Genomic DNA, 16,569 nt, shown 5'->3' on the forward strand with positions numbered 1-16,569 from the left:
TCACCGCTCGGGGCTCCGAGCCGCCCAGCGCCGCCGGACGCCGTCCTCGTGCTCGGCCTGCTCCAGGGCGAGGTCGGCCCGGTCGAGCGCCTCCCGCAGGCGCGGAATCCAGCGGCGCCGCAGGGCACGGACCCGGTGCCGGGTGCTGATGACCTCGGCGCCCAGCAGTTCGGCGGCAGCATGAGCGGCGGCGTACTCGCCGCCGGCGCGCAGGGCACGACCGTAGGCCGCTTCGGCGTGCACGAGGGCGGTGTTCGTGGGAGCGGCGGTGGTGGGTGATCGGGCGGGTACGGACACAGCGGCCGCCGCAGGGTGGCGTACCCCCATGGAGGTGGTCCAGCGCAGTGTGACCTGGGCGGGACCGATACCCGCGGCGGCCGCGTCCAGGGCCTGTTCCCCGCCCAGGAAGAGCCCTCTCAGCAGCCAGTCCTCGGCCTCGGACAGCAGGTCCCGCCAGGCACGGGCTGCCGACCTCTCCTCGCTCAGCAGCCGCTCGTGCTCGGAGCGCAGGATACGGAGCATCTGCTCCCGCAGGTCGGCTCCGCGTTCGGCGACATCGAGGCTGTGCCGCAGTCGCAGCCGTCCCGCCCGACCGGGCGGTGTACGGCGGGCGCCGGTCATCGGGACGCCTCCGTGTCCGGTCCGTCCCTCGCCCCGTGGGCGTCGAGGAGCCCGGTGGGGAGCATGGAGAGCTGGCCGCGCGGCAGCGTGAGCAGGGCCTGCCAGCCGCGTTCCAACGAGGCGTCGAGGCTGCGGGACTCGTCGCTGCGCTGGTCGGCGAAGTCCCGCAGGAACGCCTCGTCGAAGTCGAGGTAGCGGCGGTCGGTGGGGCTCAGCGCCGCCAGGCCGACCAGATCCGCGAGGTCACGAACCTGCCGGACTCGGGCCGGGCGGCCAGCAGCTGGGCGGCGACGTCGAGGTGGTCGTCACGGGTACGGCCCGGGCTGGCGCCCTTGCGCATCAGCCGGGAGAGGGAGGACAGGGCGTCCAGCGGCGGGTACACCCCCCGCGCGTGGGTCTCCGGCGAGAGCACGATCTGTCCTCGGTGATGTAGCCGGTCAGGTCGGGTACGGGATGGGTGATGTCACCCGCGGGCATGGTGAGCACCGGCAGCACGTGACGGAGCCGGGCCGCCCGCGGATGCGTCCGCAGCGTCCACCCGGAAGAGAGGGTGGCGGACGCAGCGTGGAAGGCCGCGCACGGCCGGTTGAAGCGCCTCCCCGTGACCGACCGTCACGGTCGGCTCGTCGGTGTGGTGAGCCGTCACGATCTGCTGCGTGCCCTGATCCGTGACGACGCCGAGATCCTCGCCGAGGTCGAGTCCCTGGTCGGCCGACATCTGCTGGATCCACGCGCTGTCGGGGTCGCCGTGGAGAACGGCGTGGTGACCGTGACAGGGAGAGTGGACGCGGCACTCGTCCCCGAACTGCTCGCCTCGGTAGGGGACATCGACGATGTGGTGGGTGTCGTCGACGACACCGAAGCGGTCTGAATCGTTCGGGTCCACGGAGGGCGTCTCACCCTGTGCGGGCGACGAGGAAGTCGGCACTGTCGGACAGCGTGGTCAACCGGAGCGTGTCCTCGTCCTCGATGCGGACGCCGGACCGTTCGCTGAGGACCTCGACGAAACTCAGGAAGTCCAGGGAGTCCATCTCCAGCGCGTCACGGAACGCATCGTCGGGCCTCAGTGCGGCGACGTCGGCGCCAGGAACGACCCGAGAGATCGATTCCCTCACCATGTCCAGTGCGTCGGTTCGGTCGATGTTCACAGCTGCTCCGGATTCTGCAAGAGGCGGGTGACCGCCGTGAGGTAGCGGGCACCGACGGCACCGTCGGTCGCTCGGTGGTCGGCCGAGAGGGTCGCCGTGACCATGGGCCGCACGCCCAGCAGGCCGTCGACGGCGCACGGCCGGTCGACCACTCGCCCGAAACCGACGAGGGCCACCTGCGACGGGTAGATCACTCCGAACACGGTCTCCACGCCCTGATCTCCGAGGTTGGTGACCGTGATCGTGGCGTCCGACACCTCGGAGCCCCGCAGTCTGCCCGTACGGGCCCGGGTGACCAGATCCTTCAGGGCCGTCATCAACTGCGGGAGTGCCAGGGTGTCGGCGTGGTGCAGTGCGGGGGCGACGAGACCTCCACCCCGCAGCGACACGGCCACGCCGAGATGTACGCCCCCACCGGCCGTGAAGTGGTCGTCGGTCCAGGAACCGTTGAGCTCGGGTACGTCCCGAGCCGCCAGGGCCGCCGCCTTGAGCAGCAGAGCGGCGGGAAGCAGCCGTTCACCGACCGGGCTGCGCCGATTGTGCTCGTGGAGCCAGTCCATCGCGGCGGCCAAGTCCACGGTCGTGGAGAGGTAGTAGTGGGGAATGTCCCGGTTGGCGCGGCTCATCAGACCGGCGATCGCCCGGCGCATGGCGGTCCCCCGGTCTGCCGAGAGGCGCTCGGCGGACGGACGTGCCACGGGGGCGCCGGCATGCGCGGACGGGGGCTCGGTCACAGGCCCCGGGGCCGCCTGGCGTACGTCCGCGGCACGGACGGCCGACTCCTTGCCCGTGCCCTTCACCGTGGCCAGGTCGACGCCCAGTTCGGCGGCCAGTCGCCGCGCGAGAGGGGTGACACGCAGGCGCGGCTGCCGGGCGGCCGCCGCCTTCTCGACGTCGGTTCGGGTGACGCTTCCTCCGGTTCCGGAACCATGCAGCGTCTCCAGGTCGACGCCGCTCTGCTCCGCCAGATGCCGGACCAGCGGGCCCACCTCCATGTGACCACCCCGCCGAGCTGTGGACGGTACCGGGGCCGGGACTGTGGCGGGTTCGGGAGGCGGGGACGGATGCTTGGCAGGCTCGCGCTTCTTCGGTGTGCGACGGGCCGCTCGTCGCTTCTCCGCCTTCTCGGTCTTCCCAGTTTCTGCAGGGCCCTCGGGTTGCCTGACCTGGCGTGGCTTCCGGGTCCTGTGCGGCTTCCCCGCTCCTTCCGGTTCCCCGGAGGTCTCCGCCGTCGCCCCGATCAGCGCGAGCGGTGTGCCCACCGGCACCGTCGTGCCGGGCTCGACGAGCAGCTCGGCCATGGTTCCGGTTTCGAAGCACTCCACCTCGATGGTCGACTTCGCGGTTTCGACGACGGCGACCGGATCCCCCTTGTGGACGAGGTCGCCGGGCCCTACCAGCCATTCCAGGAGGGTGCCCTCGTCCATGTCGGCGCCGAGGGACGGCATGGTGAACTCGGCCATGGTCAGTCCACCGCCCGGTGGGCGGCCGCGACGATGTCGGCGGTCTGCGGCAGGGCGGCCTCCTCCAGCTGCCGGGCGTAGGGCATGGGCACCTCCGCGCTGCACACCCGCTCGACGGGCGCGTCCAATTCGTAGAAGGACTCCTCGGCGATACGGGCGGACACCTCGGCGGCGAAGCTTCCCGTCCGCCATGCCTCGTCGACGACCACCGCACGGTGGGTACGGGCCACGGAAGCAGCGACGGTCTGCGCGTCAAAGGGCCGGAGGGTACGCAGGTCGATCACTTCGGCGTTGATGCCCACGGCGGCCAGCTCGTCCGCCGCCGCGAGGGTCTTGGGCAGCGAACCTCCGTACGTGATCAGGGAGATGTCGGTGCCGGGCCTGCGTATCGCCGCGTGATCCAGATCCTGTGGTGCGGTGGCCGGGAGGAGTTCGCCGGAGACGTTGTAGAGACTTCCGTGCTCGAAGATCAGTACGGGGTCGGGATCGGCGAGCGCCGGAGCGAGCATGTGGCGCGCGTCCTCGAGGGTGGCGGGGGTGAGGACGCGGATTCCGGGGATGTGCGCGTACCAGCCCTCCAGGCTGTGCGAGTGCTGCGCGGCGAGCTGCCGTCCGGCGCCTGTGGTCATGCGGATGACCAGAGGTACGGACAACTGGCCGCCCGACATGTGCAGCAGGGTGGCGGCGTTGTTGAGGATCTGGTCGAGAGCGAGCAGGCTGAAGTTGACGGTCATGATCTCGACGATCGGCCGCAGCCCGGCCAGGGCGGCGCCGATGCCGGCGCCCACGAACGCGGACTCCGACAGCGGGGTGTCGCGAACGCGTTCGGGGCCGAACTCCTCCAGCAGGCCGAGGCTGACGCCGAAGCATCCGCCGTAGTGGCCCACGTCCTCGCCCATCAGGAAGACGCGGTCGTCGGAGCGCAGGGCGTCCCGGAGCGCGTCGCGCATCGCTTCCCGGTAGGTCGTCTTCGCCGCCTCCAGCCGCTTACCGTCACCCATGGTCAACTCGCCTCCGCCGGTGCGCTGGTGACGTGGTGCAGGAGATGCTCGACCGGCTCCTCGGGCGCCTGCTCGGCCGCCTCGACGGCGTGGTCGACCTCGGCGGCGACCCGGCGCTCGATCCCGGCGAGTTCCTCGTCGACCGGGTCGCCGTCCTCGCGCATGCGGTCGAGGAGCCGGTCGATCGGGTCACGGTGCTTCCACCGCTCGACCTCGGCCTTGTCGCGGTACCGGTCCGGGTCGTACATGGAGTGGGCACGGAAGCGGTAGGTGCGAAGTTCGAGGAAGTGCGGCCCGGCACCGGCCCTGATGGCCTCGGCGGCCCGACGTGCGGTCTGTTCCACGGCCTCGACGTCCATGCCGTCGACGGCCCAGGCGACCATGCCGTACGAGGCGGCCCGCATGGCCAGGTCGGTCTGCGCCTCGTGCCGAGCCAGGGCCGTGCCCATGGCGTAGAGGTTGTTCTCGCAGACGAGCAGCAAGGGAAGCCGCCACAGTGCCGCAAGGTTGGCCGTCTCGTGGAACTCGCCCTCGGCGAAGGCTCCGTCACCGAAGAAGCAGCAGGTGACTCGGTCCTGTCCGCGCATGCGGTCGGCGAGTGCGAGACCGGCGGCCAGGGGAAGTCCGCCCGCGACGATCGCGTTGCCGCCGTAGAAGCGCCGGCTCGCGTCGAAAAGGTGCATGGAACCGCCCCGGCCGCCACTGCACCCGGTCGTCCTGCCGTACATCTCCGCCATGACGGCCTCGGCCGTGATCCCGCGGGCCAGGGCGTGGCCGTGTTCGCGGTAGGTGGCGACGACCGCGTCCTCGGGTGTCAGTGCCTCGTTGACGCCGACAGCGACGGCCTCCTCGCCGATGTACAGGTGGACGAAACCCCGGATCTTCGTGGCGCTGTACAGCTCGACACACCGCTCCTCGAAGCGCCGGATGCGCAGCATGGCCTCCAGCAGATCCGTCCGGTGCCCGGCGGCCGGACGGTCGGACGGAGATCCGGCGCCCGTCTTCCGCTTGGACTTCGCGATCTTCTTGATCTTCTTGCCGGCCTTCCGGGGAGCCGGATCCTTCCGTGCGCTGGTGGGGCGGGCCGGGCTCATGAGGATCCCTCCAGGGTGGACAGGTCGCCCGTGGGCAGGCCGAGTTCGCGTGCGCGCAACAGGCGGCGCATCACCTTCCCGCTGCGGGTCTTGGGCAGGTTCTGGTCGAACGCGATCTCCCTGGGTGCGACGGCTGGTCCCAGCTTGCGGCGGCCGAAGGCGAGCAGCTCCCGCTCCAGATCCGGAGTCGGCGGCACACCGGGGCGCAGCGACACGAACGCCTTGACGACGTTCCCGGCGACCGGGTCCGGCCGTCCGATCACGCCGGCCTCGGCCACCGAAGGGTGCTCCATCAGCGCACTCTCCACCTCGAACGGGCCGATCAGATGGCCGGCCGACTTGATGACGTCGTCGGCGCGCCCTACGAACCAGTACCAACCGTCCGCGTCCCGGCGCACCAGGTCACCGGTCAGATACCAGCCGTCCGCGAACGCGGCGTCATAGCGCTCCTTGTCGTGGAGATAGCCGCGGAACATCGCCGGCCAGCCCGGCCGGAGCGCCAACTCGCCCTCAACCTGGGGGCTTCGCACCTGCGTGACCCGGCCGTCGGTGACCAGGGCCCGGCCGTCCTCGCCCTGTTCCAGCACGGTCGCCTCGATGCCGGGCACTGGCCGCCCCATCGAGCCGGGCCGGATCTCACAGGCGGCGAAGTTCGCGATCACGATGCAACCGGTCTCGGTCTGCCACCAGTTGTCGTGCACCGGCAGGCCCAGCACGTCCTGGCCCCACAAGACGGCCTCCGGGTTGAGGGGCTCGCCGACGGAGGCGATGAAGCGCAGGGCCGACAGGTCGTAGGAGCGCGGCAGGTCGTACGGGCCCTGGCGCGGTGTGGCGCGCATCAGCATCCGCAGGGCCGTAGGGGCGGTGTACCAGACGCCGACCCGCTGTTCGCCGAGGATCCGGTACCAGCGCCGGGCGTCGTAGTCGCCCTCGTCGACGACCACCGTCACACCGTGGACGAGCGGGGCGATGATCCCGTACGACATGCCGGTGACCCAGCCGGGATCGGCGGTGCACCAGTACACGTCCTCGGGGTGCAGGTCGAGGGCGTACGCGGCTGTGGCGTAGTGGGCGACGACGGCCTCGTGGACGTGGACCGCGCCCTTGGGGGTGCCGGTGGTGCCACTGGTGAAGTGCAGCAGGGCCATGTCGTCGGGCGAGGTCGGCGGGATGGTGAAGGTGTCCGGGGCGGCGGCCATCACGTCGTCGAAGGAGACGGTGCCGGGCAGTTCCGCGGCGCCGGGCCCCACGATCAGGACGTGTTCCAGTCCCGGAACCGAGGCCCGCCGTTCGGCGACCTTGCGCCGGTACAGGGCCGCGGTGGTGACCAGGACACGGGCGTCACCGAGCCGCAGCCGCTGCTCCACCGGGTCGGGGCCGAAGGCCGAGAAGAGCGGGCACAGCACGCTGGTGTTCTTCAAGGCTCCGAGCACCGCCGTGTACAACTCGGGGCAGCGGCCGAGCAGGGTGAACACCCGGTCCCCGCGGCCGACGCCGAGTGACCGCAAAACGTTCGCGAAACGCGCCGTACGGCGGGCCAGTTCCGCATAGGTGACGCTGGCGACGGAGTCGTCCCGGGCGACGCAACGCAGGGCGACCCTCTCCGCGTGATCGGACGCCGCGTGCCGGTCGACCGCCTCGTGGGCCATATTGAGGCCGCCGCCGGGCAGCCCGGCCAGCTCGGTACGCGCCTGTGCCCAGGTGAAGTCCGAGCAGGCCCGCTCGTAGTCGGCGAGACGGGGTGGGACGACCGATGTCGTGTTCTTGCGGATGGTTTCCCAGGTCATCGGTGCTCCTCCCGGCACTGCGTCCCATGGACCGGCTGGCCCGTTCGGGCTCCTGCTTCAGGGCTCCTCTCACTCCCGGTGCAGCACGACCTTGAGGGCACCTGTGGTGGCGCCCTGCGAGAACACCTCGTAGGCGTGCTCCATCCGGTCGAGGCCGAAGGTGTGGGTGACCAGCCGGGAGACGGTCAGGTATCCGAACCTCAGCAGCTCCATCAGCCACGGTGTGGAGGACGTGTCCACCTGGCCGGTGCTGATCGTCACGTTCTTCCGCCACAGGGACTCGAGGTGCAGCGTGGCCGGTCTGCCGTGCGTCCCGATGTTGGCGATGTGTCCTCCCGCCCGGACGGCCTGGGTGCAGAGGACGAAGCCGTCCGGTTCGCCCGATGCCTCGATGACGACGTCGGCGCCCGGTCCCTCGGACAGTTCGGCGATCATCCTCCCCGGTACTTCGGCGGCATCGGCCCCCACGCGGGCGGCGGCTTCCAGCCGGGCTTCGGACAGGTCCACCACGATGATCCGACGGGGTGAGTAGAGCCGCGCGACGGCGACCGTGGCGAGACCGACGGGACCCGCGCCCACCACGACGACAATGTCTCCAGGGCCGACATGTCCGTTCCGTACCCCGACCTCGTAGGCGGTGGGGAGGACCTCGGCGAGCAGAAGCCCGTCGTCGAGCGGGATCGCGGGAGGCCGTCGGTGGGTGGAGTGCTCGGCGAAGGGGACCCGCACGAACTCGGCTTGGGTTCCGTTGATTTGGTTTCCCAGGATCCAGCCACCGCCCTCGCTGCACTGCCCACGCCTGGTGTCCCGGCACGCCTGACAGCGGCCGCAGGACGAGACGGTCACCTGGTGGCCCGGGCGCAGACCGTGAGCATCACGGCCGACCTCCAGAACCTCGCCCACGGCCTCGTGGCCAAGGACCGTCCCCGGTTTCACCTCAGGGAGGTCTCCTCGCAGAATGTGCAGATCACTGCCGCAGACTGTGGTGGCGTCGACCCGCACGATCGCGTCGGTCGCCTCCTCCATCGCAGGGTCCGGGGCGGTGTCCCAGGAGATGTGCCCCGGGCCGTGATAGACGAGCGCTCGCACGCTACTCACTCCCTCGCTCCCCCACCTCCACGGTCACCCCACCGGAACACCCCGGCAACACGGACCGCCGTGTCGTCGTGCGTCTGCCTCAGTCCGGCTCCATGTAGGGGCGGCGGAAGACCGGGGCCTGGCCGGTGCCCCAGGGACGTACGGCTGCCAACGCCCGGGCGACCGCGGAATCCAACGTGCCACTGGTGTCGACGGCGACGGCCTCGGACCACGCGGGCTCCCTGGCCGCCATGGCGGTGGCGATGTCGAGATCGGCGTCGGACGGGCCGGAGGCGCGCGTGCTCAGGCGGGCCGCTGACACGTCCTCCGGAACGTGGCAGCGCAGGGCGACCAGGTCGGCGCTGGTACGTTCGGCCACGCGCCGTGCCGATTCACGCTGCGTCGGGTCGGACCATGTGGCGTCCAGAACGACAGACTCGCCTGCGGACAGCAGGGCGGCTGCCCGGTCGAGGAGGATGGCGTAGGTTCTGGCCGTCCACTCGGGTGTGTACAGCCCTTCGCCGTAGCCGGCCGCCGCGGACTGCTCCGCGGGAATACCCGCCAGTTCCTTGCGGACGCGGTCACTGCTGAGCAGGGTCACCCCCAGCCGGTCGGCCAGCGCACCGGAGAGGGTGGACTTCCCGCTGCCCGGCAGCCCGCCGACGACGGTCAGGCCGACGGCAGAGGTGCGCAGGTGGCGCAGCGTCGTCGAGACCAGTCGGCGTGACGCCGACTCCGCGCCCGGCGCGCCCTGACGGGCCTGGATCAGGGAGACCTTGGCACGGACGAACGCACGGTAGGCGACATAGTGGTGCCACAGCGACGCGGGAGCCGGATCACCGGAGTACTCGCTGTACTGCGCGAGGAAGTACGCGGCGGCCTCCGGGGCGCCGAGCCGCTCCAGGTCCATGGCGAGGAAGGCGGCGTCGTCCAGGCCGTCGACGTAGCGCAGCCGGTCGTCGAACTCCAGGCAGTCCAGGACACGGGGGCCGTCGTCGAGGCAGAAGATGTCCTCGGCGAGCAGGTCACCATGGCCGTCGACCACCCGCCCTTGCTCGATACGGGACGCGAACAACCGCTCGCGTCCCGCGAGATAGCGGCGCACCAGTTGTTCCGTCTCCGCCATCCCCTCGGGTACGGAGCCGTCGTCGGCCAGCGCGTGGACCTGCGCGAAGCTGGCCTCCCACCGTGACGACAGGGCGTCTCTCGCGCCCTGCTCGTCCACGTCCGGGCCGCGGGGCGCCTCCGCGTGCCACGCGGCGAGGTGCCGGGCGACGGCCCGCAGGACGTCGTCCAGGACCGCCCCTTCTCGTACCAGGCGGGAGAGCCGCCGGTCCGCGGGCATGCGTCGCATCACCACGAGGGGTTCGGGCGCCTCGGCGTCGGGGCTGCGGAACTCACCCAGGCCCAGATAGACGTCGGGGGCGAAGCGGCGGTTGAGAGCGACCTCGCGTTCGCACGCGTGCCTGCGCGCCGCCCGCGTGGTGTAGTCCAGGAATCCCAGGTCCACCGGTTTCTTGACCTTGTAGGCGCGGTCCCCGGCGAAGAACACGATCGCGGTATGGGTCTCGCACACCTCCGCGCGTGGGGGCTGTGGCCCGTGGTGGCCGGGCTCAGTCATGGGGGACGACAGCGACGGGGCAGCGCCCGTGATGGATGGCGGCGTGGGCGACCGGACCCAGGTGGGGTGCCACACCGTGCCGGTGTGCCCGCCGGCCGACGACCAGCAGCGCGGCGCCTTCGGCGGCCTGCACGACGGCCTTGGCGGGGCTTGCGAGACGGATGCTGTCGGCCACGTCCACCTGCGGGTACTTCTCGCGCCAGGGACGGAGCGCCTTGCTCAGCTCCTTCTGCGCGTCCCGCGTCATCTCTTCGGTGGCGTCGTGGTCCACCCCCCAGGGCACGCGCGCGTGAAGCGGCACGCTTCGGCCGTGCACAGCCACCAGCGGAACCTCCCTGGCCGCAGCGGTGTGGAACGCGAAGTCGAGCAGGTCGTCGGAGGATCCGTTCAGTTTCAGGGCCACGACCACGCGGCTCGCGGGTGCCGGCGGTGTTCCCTCCACGGAGGTTTCGGCGCGGACCAGTACCACCGGCCGCTCCGCCCGGGCCACGACCGGCATGCTGACGTCGCCCAGGAAGTAGCTCTCGACGGGCTCCAGCCCCCGTGAGCCGAGCACGATCATCTCGGATTCCGACGCCGCCTGGAGCAGAGCGTTCTGGGCGTCGTCGGCCACCAGGCTCCCGACAACGGTCAGGCCCGGGTGGCGAGTTTGAAGTTCGGCCCTCGCGGTGTGGACGAGACGCTTCGCCCAGTAATTCTGATCGACCTCGGAGGAAGCGTGCGCGGGCTCCGGCGCCAGCAGCGGCCACGCGTGCAGCAGACGCAGCGTGAGCCTGCGCTTCTCGGCCTCGGCGGCTGCCCAGTGAGCGGCGGCGAGACTCTCGGGTGAGCCGTCGAGGCCCACGGTGATGACTGGCTGCATGGCGGCGGCCTCCGTCTCGTACGAAGCTGGATACGACGGTGGATGACGGTGAACGTGTCCGATGCCGTGCACGCTCCGAACGTCGCCGACATGCCCGAGCACGGTGCTTCTCTGCTTCGAGGAGTACCCCAATCCACTCCCCGGCGCATGTGGAGCCGTGGAGGAGGAGGCCGACGCGTGACACCGCCGCGAGAGGAGACAGGTGCGGTGGCGATTCCCCTGGTGGTCGGCATCGATGGGTCCGAACCAGGTCTGGAGGCGGTGGACTGGGCCGCCGACGCGGCGGTCCGGCACAGCGTGCCGCTCCACCTCGTGCATGCGGCGGCCGGTGACCCCGAGCCGTCCGACGTGATCAGTGCCGCCTCGGAACGCGCCAGGGAGAGAGCTCCCACGGTGCAGTTGTCGAGCGAGGTGCTGCACGAGGACGCCGCCGCCGCCCTCGTCGACAAGGGACGCAACGCCTTCGCGCTGGTGCTCGGGTCCAGAGGGCTCGGAGACCTCACCGAAATGCTCCTGGGCGCGGTCAGCCTGGCCGTGGCAGCCCGGGCGGACTGCCCGGTCGTCGTGGTGCGCGGGGCCGCTCAGCACAGGGACGGCCGGTTCGGGAACATCGTCGTCGGTGTCGAGGAGGGGGAGGGCAGCGGTACGGCCTTGCAGTTCGCGTTGCGGGAGGCTCACGTGCGGGGCTGCCGGCTGACGGCGGTGCACGCCTGGAATCCGTCATCCAGGACTCTCACCACGCGGCCGGCTCCGTCGTGGTATGCCATGGAGGCCCATCGGCGCCCGCCGTCCCAGGTCCTCGACGACGCCCTGCGCGGCCTTGCGGAGCGATATCGCGACGCCCGGGTGAGTTCCAGGGTGATCGAGGGCCCGGCCCGTCGAGCGCTGCTGGACGCGGCATCGGAGGCGGACCTGCTGGTCGTCGGCGCCCGCAGGCGCCAGGGCCACCCGGGCCTGCAACTGGGCCTGATCAATCACGCGCTACTGCATCACGCGCCGTGTCCCGTCGCGGTCGTACCCCAGATATGACCGACATGACCACGGTCTGCGGAAGCGAACCGGGCCGGCGACCGGTGGGTCTGGGCCGAAAGCCGGCCCGACAGGGACTTTCGGCCCTGTGCCCCGGACCCACTGCCGGTCGACGGTGGGAGCTGGTGGCGGGGGACGGCCGGCGAGTTGCTGGAGGCCGACTCATGAGCGCACACGGTTCGCCGTACGCATCCGGTCCGCCGTCCAGGCGGGGCGATCACGCGCCCAAGGGCGCGAACTCCCTGAGACGCACGTCCGACAGGTGCGAATACTGGTTCCGCCGCATCCTGATGGTCGTTCTCGTCCTCGGGCTGCCGGCCGCCGCGGTCAGTGCGGGACTGACCGCGTACGCGGCATCGATGCGCACCGTCCGAGCCCAGGCGGCGGAACGGCACCAGGTCACCGCCCGACTGACGACGGGCGTCAAGAGCGACGACGACCGTGCGAAGCGACCGGCGCAGGTCCGCTGGACCGACGCCAACGGTGTCGTGCGAACGGGAGCGGCCCTGGTGAAGCCGGGAACGCCCAAGGGCGCCACCGTGCGAGTGTGGGTGACCCGGGAGGAAACCGTCACCAGTCCGCCTGCGAGCGCTCTCAATGCGACGACAACTGGCTGGATGGTGGGCGGTATGGCGGCGTTCGGCGTGGCTGCCGGGTCCTACGCGGCCTGGGCGGGCATACGCCTGGTCCTGGACCGGAGAAGGTATGCGCAGTGGGACGCCGAGTGGGATCTGGTGGAACCGCAGTGGTCCGCGCGCTTCCGCCGGTGACGAGCAGGAGACCGACCGGATGCCCAGGAGGTGACACCGATGTCGGATGCGACGACCACCGATCTCTACGAAGTCACGATGGCCATGTCCTACCTGCGGGAGGGGATGACCGGCCCGGCGACGTTCAGCCTGTTCGTCCGCGCCCTGCCCCCTGAACGCGGGTTCCTGGTGGCGGCGGGGCTCGAGTCGGCACTCGACTACCTCGCTGACTTTCATGTCGGCCCCGAGGACGTCGACGCCTTCGCTGCCGCGCTGAACCGGCCACCAGGAGACCTGGCGCCGCTGCTCGGCCTGACGTTCACCGGCCAGGTGCGGGCGGTACCGGAAGGGCGGATCGTGCTCGCGGGTGAGCCGTTGCTGGAAGTGACCGCACCTCTTCCGCAAGCGCAGTTGGTCGAGTCGTATGTGCTCAACCGACTCAGCCATCAGACGGCGATCGCTTCGAAGGCCGCACGCTGTGTGCTCGCGGCGGCCGGTCGCCCGGTGGTCGACTTCTCCCTGCGGCGCACCCACGGTCCGCAGGCGGGGTTCCAGGCCGCTCGTCTGGGTGCAATGGTCGGCTTCGCCGGGACCAGCAACGTGGCGGCGGCCACTGCTGAGGGCATACCCGCCGTCGGCACGATGGCCCACTCCTTCGTGGAGGCGTTCGCCACGGAGGAGGACGCGTTCCGCGCCTTCGCCCGGTGCCACCCCGGCCCGGTGACCCTGCTGGTGGACACCTACGACACCGACGAAGGTGTCCGCGTCGCGGCACGTGTCCTGCGGGACCTGGACCGCGGGCCCGGCTCCGCCGTGCGGCTGGACAGCGGTGACCTCGGCGACCTGGCGACACGGGCCCGGTCGATCCTCGACGACGTGGACCTGCCGGACGTGCGGATCATCGCCAGTGGCGGTCTCGACGAATACTCCGTGGACGACCTCGTCCGCTCCGGAGCACCGATCGACACGTACGCCGTGGGCACCCGCATCGGCGTTTCGGCCGACGCGCCGTACCTGGACTCCGCTTACAAGCTGGTCGAGTTCGACGGCCACCCGGTGATGAAGCTCTCGTCGGCGAAGGTGACGGCACCCGGCCGCAAGCAGGTGTTCCGCCGCCCCGGCTGCGCCGACGAGATCGCTCTCGCCGACGAGTTGCCCCCCGACGACGGCGTTCCGCTGCTGGAGACGGTGATGCTGAACGGGCGGCGCACGGGCAGGAGGCCCACGCTCGACGAGTGCCGGGAGAGGCTCTCCGCGGACCTGGGAGAGCTGCCCTCGGCCGCCCGCCGGATCCGGGCGCCGGTCGCGCCCCGCGCGACAACCTCCGGGCGGCTGAGCGTACTCACGGCCCACGTCCGGCAACGCATCGAGGACCAGATGCCGGCCGTCCCCGCACGGCAAGCCCCGGAACGAGCCCCAGCAGGATCGCATCGGTCCATACCGAGGTAGGGAGTAGAGCGATGCCACACACGTTGGAATGGAAGGTTCGTCTTCACCTGTTCGAGGACGAAGAGGGAACGACGAAGGCGCGTCTGACCCTGGACACCGGCACCAGGGAACTGACCGGTCACGGGAGCGCGCACTGCAGTCCGGCGGACGTGGACGTGCCGGAGATCGGCGACGAACTGGCCGCGGGCCGGGCCATGAACGACCTGGCCCGACAGTTGCAGAAGACCGCTGCGCGCGACATCGAGGGCATGGGCGCACCGCAGCCACACGGCCGGGAGGCCGCCGGGTGGCCCACGTGACGGAGAAGGGAAAGGCTCAGCGCATCGAGATCACCGGCTGAGTCGGTCGACGGCCGAGCGGGAGCGAGGCGGGGCAGCCTCCCCTGCTCATCGGTCCCGTGCGGCCGATCGTCGCGCGTGGCACGTTGGATACAGCACCATTCTGAGGAGAGGCGGACGCCATGCGAGCTCACCTCGGCGACCAACTCGTCATCGAACGCACGAGGGACGCCGCCAAGCGCGACGGCGAGATCGTCGGACTCCATCACAAGGACGGAACGCCTCCTTACGACGTGCGCTGGTCGGACACGGACGAAGTGACGCTCGTGTTTCCCGGGCCCGATGCACACATCCGCCATCTCGAACACGGCCGGCCCGGGAGCGCCCAAGCCCCCTCCGGCTCCGACACGGCCGAGGCGGAGGCCATGCCGCCCGGGGCACCCGGCCCCGGCGACATCGGCCGACGTGTCGCCGTCGAACGCCGGAGACAGCGACTCAGCCGCGAGGAGACGGCCAGCCGCGCCCGTATGTCCCCCGGCTACCTGGAGTACCTGGAGGAACGGCCTGCCGACCCGAGTGTGGCGACCCTCATCAGGCTGGCCGACGCGCTGGGCACCACCGTCACCATGCTGCGCGGCGGAGGAATGGATCTGCCACCCGGCCAAGGACAGGCGCTGCTGCATCCTCAGCTGCGGGACCTCGGCCCGGAGGAATGCCGCACCTTGCTCTCCACCCACGGCGTTGGGCGCATCGCGGTGTCAGCGGCCGACGGCCGCCCGGCAGTCGTGCCGGTCAACTACGAGGTCGTCGATGACGCGATCGTCTTCCGGACCGCGCCGAACTCCACACCCGCGGCATCCATCGGAACGGAGGTCGCCTTCGAGATCGATCACATGGACGAGGCCCTCAGCCAGGGCTGGAGCGTCCTCGCCGTCGGCCCCGCGAGCGTCGTGACGGAGTCTGACGCCATGCGCAGGCTCACCGAACTCGCCCACACCACGCCATGGCCGGGCGGTGAACGCGAGATGTGGGTGTCGATCCGGCCCGCACACCTCACGGGCCGCCGCATCACTCCGGCCGATGGATGACCCGGCGCGGGCCACCGAAGAGTGCTTCCGTCCTGCGCCTGGGATACGGCCCCAACGGTCCCGGCACACGGCGCCGCCCTGTGTCGGAGGTACTCGACATCGAAGCCTGACCCTGGACTGTCCACGGCCCGGGTTCACGCCCAGACGTCGAGGTGGACCGTAGTCCCGCGAGCGGTGATGTGCTCCTCTGCGGTCACCATCCCTCCTCGGAAAGCTCTGACAGATGCTGATCCGGGGCGTGGCGCGCCAGCGCATCGCAACCCGCCGACCGCCACCCGGTCCGAGCGCCCGCCCGTATGTCGCGTCGGCGCGCGGGCGGTGCGACGGTATTCACAGGGGTTTTGTCAGCAACGGGACGGAAGGCGGTGGCCCGATGGAACTCCCCCTGGTCGTGGGCGTCGACGGATCGGAATCCAGTCTGCTGGCAGTCGACTGGGCGGTGGACGAAGCGGCCCGCCACGGTCTGTCGCTGCGGCTCGTCCATGCCTCCCGCTGGGAGCGTTACGAAAGAGCCCGGCCCTCCCTCAGCACCGATCGTCCCGCCGGAGAGGTCATGGCGCAGAACATCGTCGCCTCCTGCACGGAACGAGCCAGGCTCCGCGACCCCGAGGTGAAGGTGTCCGCCGATGTAGTGGCCGCCGATGCGGTGTCCACACTGCTTCGGGCGGGGTCCGAGGCGTTCGCCCTGGTCACGGGCGTTCGCGGGCGCGGCGAGGTCGCCGGGCTGCTGCTGGGGTCGGTCAGTCTCATGGTGGCGGCTCGCGCCATGTGCCCCGTCATCGTCGTCCGAGGCGAGGAGCGCAACCTTCAGGGGGCCCTCGGCCGGGTCGTGGTGGGAGTCGGCGATGCGACCGGCGGCACGGGTGCCGTACGCTTCGCCGCCCGAGAGGCCGAGGTGCGGGGCTGCGCCCTGACCGCCGTACGGACCTGGCGCAGTCCGGTTCACGAACCGGGCTCCCCTCCCGCAGAGTCCGTCCCGGGGGACCCCCGGCTCGCGGCGGACGCCGCCGTGGCGCCCGAGGAGCAAGTCTCGGCCACCCTCGACGACGCGCTGCGCGAGGTCGTACGGGAGCACCCCGAGGTCGATGTCAGCCGCCGCGCGGTCGAGGGCCCCGCCCACCGTGTCCTGCTGGAGGCATCGGCCGATGCCGACCTGCTCGTCGTCGGTGCTCTGCGCCGACACGGGCACTTCGGTCTGCAACTCGGCTGTGTCGCCCACACCCTGCTGCACCACTCCGCGTGCCCGGTCGCCGTCGTCCCTCATCGGGTCTGAGGTTCGCCGTGCAGCTCCCGCGGCTTCCG

The 16,569-nt window shown here is 71.0% G+C and carries 18 protein-coding genes; 7 read left to right on the top strand and 11 right to left on the bottom strand.

All coding sequences use genetic code 11. The features are described from left to right. Genes OG788_RS06395 through OG788_RS06405 form a run of 3 tightly spaced genes read right to left on the bottom strand, consistent with a single transcriptional unit; the run spans nucleotide 1 to nucleotide 1,033 of the window. Nucleotides 1-621: a V-type ATP synthase subunit D gene (locus OG788_RS06395; protein ID WP_406369473.1), complete on the bottom strand. Its 621-nt coding sequence runs from the start codon at nucleotides 619-621 to the stop codon at nucleotides 1-3. Further along, complete coding sequence (locus tag OG788_RS06400) at nucleotides 618-854, bottom strand: hypothetical protein (RefSeq protein WP_406376687.1); 237 nt, start codon at nucleotides 852-854, stop codon at nucleotides 618-620. Before OG788_RS06400 ends, OG788_RS06395 begins: the two co-directional genes overlap by 4 nt. After that, nucleotides 833-1,033: a hypothetical protein gene (locus tag OG788_RS06405; protein ID WP_406369474.1), complete on the bottom strand. Its 201-nt coding sequence runs from the start codon at nucleotides 1,031-1,033 to the stop codon at nucleotides 833-835. The genes OG788_RS06400 and OG788_RS06405 overlap by 22 nt, the downstream gene beginning before the upstream one ends. A 138-nt stretch (nucleotides 1,034-1,171) precedes the next feature. Here OG788_RS06405 and OG788_RS06410 point away from each other — a divergent pair, with 138 nt between their 5' ends. Beyond that, nucleotides 1,172-1,492: a CBS domain-containing protein gene (locus tag OG788_RS06410; protein ID WP_406369475.1), complete on the top strand. Its 321-nt coding sequence runs from the start codon at nucleotides 1,172-1,174 to the stop codon at nucleotides 1,490-1,492. Nucleotides 1,493-1,517: 25 nt separating this feature from the next. Here OG788_RS06410 and OG788_RS06415 read toward each other — a convergent pair whose 3' ends face one another. The 8 genes from OG788_RS06415 to OG788_RS06450 all read right to left on the bottom strand — a co-directional run bounded on the left by OG788_RS06415 (nucleotide 1,518) and on the right by OG788_RS06450 (nucleotide 10,674). After that, complete coding sequence (locus tag OG788_RS06415) at nucleotides 1,518-1,769, bottom strand: acyl carrier protein (RefSeq protein ID WP_406369476.1); 252 nt, start codon at nucleotides 1,767-1,769, stop codon at nucleotides 1,518-1,520. Further along, nucleotides 1,766-3,232 carry a 2-oxo acid dehydrogenase subunit E2 gene (locus tag OG788_RS06420; RefSeq protein ID WP_406369477.1) on the bottom strand — a complete coding sequence of 489 codons (1,467 nt, stop codon included), beginning with the start codon at nucleotides 3,230-3,232 and terminating at the stop codon, nucleotides 1,766-1,768. Before OG788_RS06420 ends, OG788_RS06415 begins: the two co-directional genes overlap by 4 nt. A 2-nt stretch (nucleotides 3,233-3,234) precedes the next feature. Next, nucleotides 3,235-4,233: an alpha-ketoacid dehydrogenase subunit beta gene (locus tag OG788_RS06425; RefSeq protein WP_406369478.1), complete on the bottom strand. Its 999-nt coding sequence runs from the start codon at nucleotides 4,231-4,233 to the stop codon at nucleotides 3,235-3,237. 2 nt (nucleotides 4,234-4,235) lie between these two features. Next, entirely contained in the window at nucleotides 4,236-5,327 is a 1,092-nt protein-coding gene (gene pdhA, locus OG788_RS06430) for a pyruvate dehydrogenase (acetyl-transferring) E1 component subunit alpha (protein WP_406369479.1), read from the bottom strand. Further along, a complete protein-coding gene (acsA, locus tag OG788_RS06435; protein WP_406369480.1) occupies nucleotides 5,324-7,114 on the bottom strand; it encodes an acetate--CoA ligase in 1,791 nt (596 codons plus the stop codon). The genes pdhA and acsA overlap by 4 nt, the downstream gene beginning before the upstream one ends. Before the next feature lie 69 nt (nucleotides 7,115-7,183). Continuing rightward, the gene (locus OG788_RS06440) at nucleotides 7,184-8,203 is read right to left on the bottom strand and encodes an alcohol dehydrogenase catalytic domain-containing protein (RefSeq protein WP_406376688.1); all 1,020 of its coding nucleotides are present in this window, start codon (nucleotides 8,201-8,203) and stop codon (nucleotides 7,184-7,186) included. Nucleotides 8,204-8,291: 88 nt separating this feature from the next. Then, nucleotides 8,292-9,767, bottom strand: a complete 1,476-nt coding sequence (locus tag OG788_RS06445; RefSeq protein WP_406369481.1) for an AAA family ATPase — start codon at nucleotides 9,765-9,767, stop codon at nucleotides 8,292-8,294. A 37-nt stretch (nucleotides 9,768-9,804) separates the two neighbouring features. Further along, nucleotides 9,805-10,674: a universal stress protein gene (locus tag OG788_RS06450; protein WP_406369482.1), complete on the bottom strand. Its 870-nt coding sequence runs from the start codon at nucleotides 10,672-10,674 to the stop codon at nucleotides 9,805-9,807. A gap of 207 nt (nucleotides 10,675-10,881) precedes the next feature. Between OG788_RS06450 and OG788_RS06455 the strand changes: the two genes are divergently transcribed. The 6 genes from OG788_RS06455 to OG788_RS06480 all read left to right on the top strand — a co-directional run bounded on the left by OG788_RS06455 (nucleotide 10,882) and on the right by OG788_RS06480 (nucleotide 16,540). Continuing rightward, nucleotides 10,882-11,703: a universal stress protein gene (locus tag OG788_RS06455; RefSeq protein ID WP_406369483.1), complete on the top strand. Its 822-nt coding sequence runs from the start codon at nucleotides 10,882-10,884 to the stop codon at nucleotides 11,701-11,703. A 164-nt stretch (nucleotides 11,704-11,867) separates the two neighbouring features. Beyond that, nucleotides 11,868-12,473 carry a hypothetical protein gene (locus OG788_RS06460; RefSeq protein WP_406369484.1) on the top strand — a complete coding sequence of 202 codons (606 nt, stop codon included), beginning with the start codon at nucleotides 11,868-11,870 and terminating at the stop codon, nucleotides 12,471-12,473. A 39-nt stretch (nucleotides 12,474-12,512) separates the two neighbouring features. After that, a complete protein-coding gene (locus OG788_RS06465; RefSeq protein WP_406369485.1) occupies nucleotides 12,513-13,901 on the top strand; it encodes a nicotinate phosphoribosyltransferase in 1,389 nt (462 codons plus the stop codon). Between the two features lie 11 nt (nucleotides 13,902-13,912). Then, on the top strand, nucleotides 13,913-14,200 hold the full coding sequence (locus OG788_RS06470) for a DUF1876 domain-containing protein (RefSeq protein WP_406369486.1): 288 nt from the start codon (nucleotides 13,913-13,915) through the stop codon (nucleotides 14,198-14,200). A 161-nt stretch (nucleotides 14,201-14,361) separates the two neighbouring features. After that, nucleotides 14,362-15,267 (top strand): pyridoxamine 5'-phosphate oxidase family protein, encoded by a 906-nt coding sequence (locus OG788_RS06475; protein WP_406369487.1) that lies wholly within the window; start codon nucleotides 14,362-14,364, stop codon nucleotides 15,265-15,267. 373 nt (nucleotides 15,268-15,640) lie between these two features. Further along, entirely contained in the window at nucleotides 15,641-16,540 is a 900-nt protein-coding gene (locus OG788_RS06480; RefSeq protein ID WP_406369488.1) for a universal stress protein, read from the top strand. Nucleotides 16,541-16,569: the final 29 nt, after the last annotated feature.

This window comes from Streptomyces sp. NBC_00647 (assembly GCF_045207245.1).
Classification (GTDB): Bacteria; Actinomycetota; Actinomycetes; order Streptomycetales; family Streptomycetaceae; genus Streptomyces.

Bases quoted from the DNA above. Each gene is read 5' to 3' on its own strand.
- OG788_RS06470 (WP_406369486.1), top strand. From the start codon at position 13,913: ATGCCACACACGTTGGAATGGAAGGTTCGTCTTCACCTGTTCGAGGAC.
- OG788_RS06475 (WP_406369487.1), top strand. From the start codon at position 14,362: ATGCGAGCTCACCTCGGCGACCAACTCGTCATCGAACGCACGAGGGAC.
- OG788_RS06450 (WP_406369482.1), bottom strand. From the start codon at position 10,674: ATGCAGCCAGTCATCACCGTGGGCCTCGACGGCTCACCCGAGAGTCTC.
- OG788_RS06465 (WP_406369485.1), top strand. From the start codon at position 12,513: ATGTCGGATGCGACGACCACCGATCTCTACGAAGTCACGATGGCCATG.
- acsA (WP_406369480.1), bottom strand. From the start codon at position 7,114: ATGACCTGGGAAACCATCCGCAAGAACACGACATCGGTCGTCCCACCC.
- OG788_RS06460 (WP_406369484.1), top strand. From the start codon at position 11,868: ATGAGCGCACACGGTTCGCCGTACGCATCCGGTCCGCCGTCCAGGCGG.
- OG788_RS06480 (WP_406369488.1), top strand. From the start codon at position 15,641: ATGGAACTCCCCCTGGTCGTGGGCGTCGACGGATCGGAATCCAGTCTG.
- pdhA (WP_406369479.1), bottom strand. From the start codon at position 5,327: ATGAGCCCGGCCCGCCCCACCAGCGCACGGAAGGATCCGGCTCCCCGG.
- OG788_RS06425 (WP_406369478.1), bottom strand. From the start codon at position 4,233: ATGGGTGACGGTAAGCGGCTGGAGGCGGCGAAGACGACCTACCGGGAA.
- OG788_RS06395 (WP_406369473.1), bottom strand. From the start codon at position 621: ATGACCGGCGCCCGCCGTACACCGCCCGGTCGGGCGGGACGGCTGCGA.
- OG788_RS06420 (WP_406369477.1), bottom strand. From the start codon at position 3,232: ATGGCCGAGTTCACCATGCCGTCCCTCGGCGCCGACATGGACGAGGGC.